At 30.3% G+C, this 6,728-nt stretch carries 5 protein-coding genes; all 5 read left to right on the top strand.

Features of this window, described 5'->3' with window-relative positions; translation table 11 throughout:
* Nucleotides 1-170 (top strand): BlaI/MecI/CopY family transcriptional regulator (locus WKT10_RS15705; protein ID WP_340278025.1); only part of this gene is annotated, 170 nt, incomplete at its 5' end.
* 1 nt (nt 171) lies between these two features.
* Entirely contained in the window at nt 172-1,968 is a 1,797-nt protein-coding gene (locus WKT10_RS15700; protein ID WP_002575561.1) for a BlaR1 family beta-lactam sensor/signal transducer, read from the top strand.
* A gap of 1,357 nt (nt 1,969-3,325) precedes the next feature.
* Nucleotides 3,326-4,219 (top strand): class A beta-lactamase, encoded by an 894-nt coding sequence (bla, locus tag WKT10_RS15695; RefSeq protein ID WP_340278024.1) that lies wholly within the window; start codon nt 3,326-3,328, stop codon nt 4,217-4,219.
* A gap of 795 nt (nt 4,220-5,014) precedes the next feature.
* The gene (locus tag WKT10_RS15690; protein ID WP_118301892.1) at nt 5,015-5,614 is read left to right on the top strand and encodes a DUF4097 family beta strand repeat-containing protein; all 600 of its coding nucleotides are present in this window, start codon (nt 5,015-5,017) and stop codon (nt 5,612-5,614) included.
* Between the two features lie 34 nt (nt 5,615-5,648).
* Nucleotides 5,649-6,626: a penicillin-binding transpeptidase domain-containing protein gene (locus tag WKT10_RS15685; protein WP_002593573.1), complete on the top strand. Its 978-nt coding sequence runs from the start codon at nt 5,649-5,651 to the stop codon at nt 6,624-6,626.
* The last annotated feature ends 102 nt before the right edge of the window (nt 6,627-6,728 follow it).

Here is a 6,728-nt window from a genome sequence, read left to right as displayed (position 1 = left end):
ACGAATCAGAATATATTCAACAAAAACGTCATTCTTTTTTAAATCGTTATTATAATGGTAAAATAACAGCTATGATATCCTCTTATCTCGAAGATGATGCATTACCTACAACAGAAATAGAGGAACTCCGTTCCATTCTCACAAAAATGTCACAAAAAGGAGGAAAGTAATATGAGTGATTTTATGATACGCTTTCTCATTTGTAATTTATGGATTAGCTGTATCATTGGAATCCTTTTAGTAGTTAAAAAATTATTCAAAAAAATTTTAACTAGCCGTATGCAATATAATTTATGGTTCTTATTATTTATATTGTTGTTAATCCCTTTTGTACCATCAAAGCCAACAAAATTTTTTTCCATATTTGCGTTATTTAGTAACATTCCACAATCAGAATTACCAAATAATGATATTGTATCACATACAACCAATGAAACAATTTTTGAAAATAATATGAATTGGATGAATGACTTTACACTTTCTATCACTCAAGATACATCATCAATATTTGGATTGATTTTAGGAGCTGTTTGGATTATAGGTGTACTAACAATGATTATTTTGGTTACAAAATCAGTTTTACGCTTACATATGTTAAAAAAATCCGCTCTATCTTTGCAAAATGTTGAAGTACGAAAAATTTATTATAGTTGTTTAGATGAGATGAATTTAAAAAAGGATATCCCCATTTACAGTACTGCTTTTTTAAAATCTCCCATCATCGTTGGTATTTGGAAACCATGCATTTATTTGCCGATACATTTGATTTCTGATTATAATACTTCTGATTTACGATATATGTTGCTACACGAGTTACAACATTACAAATATAGGGATAATATTACTAACTATTTTATGATTCTTATTAGAATTATTTATTGGTTTAATCCTATTGTATTGGTTGCGCTAAAAGAAATGTGTCATGATAGGGAAATTGCTTGTGATAGTTCTGTATTAAAAATGCTTGAATATAAGGACTATATTAACTATGGAAATACATTGATTAATTTTGCTGAAAAAATTTCTACCACTCCATTTCCATTTGTAGCTGGACTTGGCGGAAATATGAAGCAAATTAAACGCCGTATTCTTAACATTGCTTCTTATGAAAATCCTACCTATTGGAAACGAATAAAAGGATTGATTGCTTTTTTAATGACAGCTATTTTACTTTTTGGTTGCTCTCCTATGTTGTCCACATATGCATCGGAGGAATGCTATACTTGGGATACTTCCTCAAAAAAGATTACGCTTGTAGATCTCTCATCATATTTTGATGGGTACAAAGGAAGTTTTGTGCTTTACGATTTACAGAAAGATAATTGGAATATATACGATATAGAACAGGCAACTATACGAATATCTCCCAACTCTACTTATAAAATATATGATGCTCTATTTGCTTTAGAAGAAAATATTATTACTTCAGAAAATTCTTTTATTTCCTGTCCTCAACAGAATTATCCATTTGAATCATGGAATGAAGACCAAACTCTGTTTTCTGCAATGAATTCTTCTGTTACTTGGTATTTTCAAGCTTTGGATGCAAAGTTAGGTAAATCTAATTTGCAATCTTATATTGAACAAATTGGATATGGAAATCAAAACATAAATGGAGAACTTTCTTCATATTGGATGGAATCCTCCTTAAAAATCTCTCCTATAGAACAGGTAGAACTTTTAACGTCATTATACTTTAATGATTTTGGATTTACGCCAGAAAACATTCAAACTACAAAAGAAAGTATCCAGCTATTTTCAGATGTTAATTGCACAATTTATGGTAAAACTGGTACTGGATGTATTGAAGAAAAAAATGTAAACGGTTGGTTTATAGGTTTCGTGGAATCTAAAAATCATACATATTTTTTTGCAACAAATATTCAAGCTATAGATAATGCAACTGGCAGTATTGCATCTGAAATTACACTTTCTATATTATCTGATATGAATATTTATAAATTATAAAAGTAACAATCATATAGATAGGAAAAAACAACATAACTCAATCAGTTTAGTTCAACACAATTCTTTAAATTGATAAAAGGATGGTACACAAAAAGATAAACTACCCATATTGTGTGGACAGCATATAAAAAACATTCTTGTTAAGATAATAATATTTGAGTTAAAAACAGGAGTGGCAATGCCACTCCTGTTTTTAACTGGACATACTTATGGTTATAAAAAATGACTAACAGATATAAAATATCCTGTTATATATACATATAAGAAATATCTATTACCCATTTTCTGTGTCAGCAACTTTCTATCCATATTTCTTCATAAATTGCATGATTGTTTTCGAAAATCATAATATCCACAGCAAGATACCTAAAAGAAATGATACATCATTGATAATGTATCGCATACTCTGTGTCTGTATATAACCTCATATTGCACCTGTACTCTCACATCCGTTCTTCTAATCGCAGAAAATTCCGTAAAAGTTCATTTTTCATCTTCAGGCACTCAATTTCTTACTGATATTCTCTGATACTAGCTGGTTCTGTCTGTTTTTTAGGACGTCCTCTGTATTTTAGCAGAAGCCCAGCAATAAGACGAGTCTATTCCCGATTATAGTAATTGATTCAGTTTTCAATTTGTCGAATCTCTAATTAAAAGTATTTTACAAGCTTACGGATTGGTTTTTCCTACTTTACACATAGCAATCAGCTTTGGTTCAATTATTTGATATGCGTGTATTTACTTTTTGCTATAACAAAACCTGCTCATATAATCAAGTGTTTTTTGTTGAAACCACAGGCTCCTTATGTGATTCTATTATTTTAAATAAGGGGGCTTTTTGTCATTGTCCGTTTTTATTGGTTCAGTTCACTTTTTATGCTCAGATACAATAGGAAAAATTATTTTAAATTTTGCTTGACTTTTAAATATTACTATTGTAATATTTAAAGCGTGCTTCACACAATAGACTTATTGCTATATTTTCTCAACTAAAATTTTATATTGACAAATACATATAGAATTCATTTTATTTATAAAGAGAGGTGACAAAACATTTTCAAAATCTTAATACAAATATGTTGAGAAAAGATAAACTATGTTGGATTATAGTTCGTAAGCACAACTAAAATGAATGGTTTACTAAATTTAACCTAAATAAAGAATTATATATTGTGACAAATACAACTCTCATATCCTTTAAAATGTAAATACTACTATTTTATTATGGATTTGCAATGAAAAACTTGAAAGGTGGAGATAATATATTACAAATGCATAAGTTAGCTATATGAAATGATATAAATGCTTCAAAAATTCAAAATTCTATGTATAATCTATATTTTAGGAGGATAAAGTTATGAAACACAACAAAATTACCATAAGTATTTTAATGATCTTTGTCATATTATTATCTGTTGGATGTAGTAATAATCAAGAAAACATTTCTGATGGCAATGAAAATGTTAATGCAGATTATGATTTTCTATTTCAAGAACTGGAAGAAAAATATGATGCTACATTAGGAATTTATGCACTTGATACAGAAACTAATAAAGAAATTTCTTATAATGCAGATGAAAGATTTGCATACTGTTCAACATATAAAGCTTTAGCTGCCGGTGCCATTTTAGAAAAATACTATATTGAAGAACTTGATAATGTAATATATTTTGAAGAAGAAGATGTTTTATCTTATGCACCAGTTGCAAAAGATAAAGTAGATACTGGAATGACTATTAGAGAAATATGTGATGCTGCAGTTAGACAAAGCGATAATACTGCTGGAAATCTACAATTTACTCTTCTTGATGGACCTAATGGTTTTAAACAATCATTAAGTAAAATTGGTGATACTGTAAGTGAGCCTTCTAGAATAGAAACTGAATTGAATGATGCTGTACCTGGCGATATAAGAGATACTAGTACTCCTAAACAATTGGCTTTAAATTTAAAAGAATATGCAACTGGAGATATATTGTCAGATGATAAAAAAGAGATTTTTATAGATTGGATGTCAAATAATGCAACTGGTGATGAATTAATTCGCGCTGGTGTACCAAGTGATTGGATTGTGGCAGATAAAAGTGGTGCTGGTTCTTACGGAACACGAAATGATATCGCTATTGTAACACCCCCAAATAAAAAACCTATATTTGTAGCTGTACTTTCAAAAAAAGCAGAACAAGATGCAGAATATGACAATAAACTGATAGCAGATGCCACAAAAATCATCTTTGATTTAATATCATAAAAATTGATTCACTCAAAAATAAATTAATATACCAAAATACAATTACAAAAGTTTTATCTTAGAAACTCTCAAAAAGAACCATAGATAAGATTCTTCTATGACGATATAGGTGAAATACTTGAATTCAAGCATTTCACCTTTTTTGTAAGGATATGTAGAAAAGTCTATAAATAAGGATGCTTCTATAACAATTTGGAATACTTAAAATTAGAGATTTGAACCTTATGTTATAAATACTATCTATCTAACGGGTATCGATAACAGGCGGCTTTTCAAACATTTTAACCAAGATATTGATTTACTCTGAAATCCTATTTCATATATAATACTCAGTTTATCATAGTTCTGCGCTCAGTTCCGAATGGTATTAGTTTACCTTTTGCTTGCTTCGAAAGTAAAGCAATATAGTATCTTTAGCAAGGCAGTATTGATTTGAAGTACACTCCTTTGCTTATTTAGCTTTCTATAGGTCGCATTCAAATATTCCACCTTGTTTGACGACAGATTTCGGCATAATAGGTTTGATGAAAAAGCCTTTAAACACATTTTAAGAGGTCTAAAAATTCAAGTCGTTAAAAAAGTGATAGTGATAATAGATAACACCAATTAAAATGCAAAAAAACTTTATCTTTCTTTCGTTTTTTATGTTTTTTATTCAACCGGAGAAATTGATAAAGCTGGATATTACTACAAATTAGAAATATAAATCTAATCTATCAAATATGGAGGAATGACTATGAAAAAAATATTTGCACTTGCTTTTTGTTTTGTAATGAGTAGCTTTGTTTTGGCGGGCTGCTCGGGAAAAGCGAACCTTTTGAGAAAAAAAGTTTTACGCCGGATACAAAGGTCAACGAAATAAATCTTGATGTGAGGGACAGAGAAATTGAAGTAACACTATCTGACGACGAACAGGTGCATATCCAATATTCTGAAAACAGCAAAGAGTATTATGATATTTCTGTTTCCGATGGAAATGTGCTGACTATGGTAAATGCCAACAACAAAGAATGGACGGATTATATCGGGGGAAAACCCTCTACCAAAGATCGGAAAATCGTATTACAAATGCCGACTACACTTCTGGATACTGTTACGCTATCTACGACAAATGAAGATATATCACTTCCAGTATTGGCTGTTACGGGAAGCATTGATATTTCGACTAACGACGGAAACATCACTTTTGAGAGCTTAGATGTAGGAAATACCTTGACTTTGACCGTTAAAAATGGGGATATTTCTGGCATGATTGGAAGCAGGTATGAGGATTTCGTCATTCAATCAGAAGTCAAAAAAGGTGATAGCAGTTTGCCAAAACATAAAGATATTGGTAAAAAAACACTAAAAGTACTTTGCAATAACGGTGATGTTGATGTTACGTTTGTGGTATAAATAAAAAAATATAAAGACAGGAGAAAAGATAATAATGATAACAAAGAATAAATTTTATTTGAAAATGATATTTACAGCATGTATATGTGCAATTATTTTAACTGGCTGTGGTAGTAAGTATACTGTAGAGGAAAAAAGCTTGGTTGAAAACCAAAAAGAAAATCAAGAAACACTGGAAAATGGAGTAAACAGAACTTCTATGGAAAAAAGTATGGAATTTTCCGATGAAAGCACAGAGAAAATACCAGAAATAGTAGAGGTAGACTGGTCAGAGTATTTTAATGGATTGAATGGAACAGCAGTTATATATGATGCATCCAATAAAAAATATACAATTTATAATCGTGATCTTGCAATTACAAGAAGTTCACCATGTTCGACATTTAAAATTATTTCTTCTTTGATTGCCTTAGAAAACGGAATTATTGAAACGGAAAACTCTACTAAAACATGGAGTGGTGAAATATTTTGGAATGAAGATTGGAATAAAGATATTGATTTTCAAGAAGCTTTTCGTACTTCTTGTGTATGGTATTTCAGACAGGTCATTGATGATATTGGAGAAGATTTAATGCAGAAGGAATTAGATAAGCTCCAATATGGTAATTGTGATATTTCTGATTGGGAGGGACGATTAAATACAAATAATAGTAATAGAGCTTTGACGGGCTTTTGGATTGAATCTTCTTTAATGATTTCACCCAAAGAACAAGTGGAAGTAATGGAGCATATCTTTGGAAAAGAATCGAATTATTCAGAAGAAACACAGAATACATTAAAGCAAGTTATGCTTTTATCAGAGGTTGATAGTACTGACATTTCTATATATGGAAAAACCGGAATGGGAAAAGTCGATGGTATTGTTGTTGACGCTTGGTTTACAGGGGTTGCGGAAAGTAAAACAGGAGATGTGTATTTTTGTGTGCGTCTTGGAAGAACTGATGGTATGAATGTATCCAGCACATTGGCAAAAGAAATAGCAATCGATTTGGTTCAAATAACATTACAATAAATACAAAATGAAATATAGTTAACTAGATAGTGTCTACACGAGTTTATGCCAAAATTGCACACCAATGGCAATGCAATAAATTTGCACTACTGCTAGAAATAA

Source organism: Enterocloster sp. HCN-30185 (assembly GCF_037890305.1).
Classification (GTDB): domain Bacteria; phylum Bacillota; class Clostridia; order Lachnospirales; family Lachnospiraceae; genus Enterocloster.
Note: the sequence above shows the minus strand (reverse complement) of the source record. Positions and strands in the feature narration are given on the sequence as shown.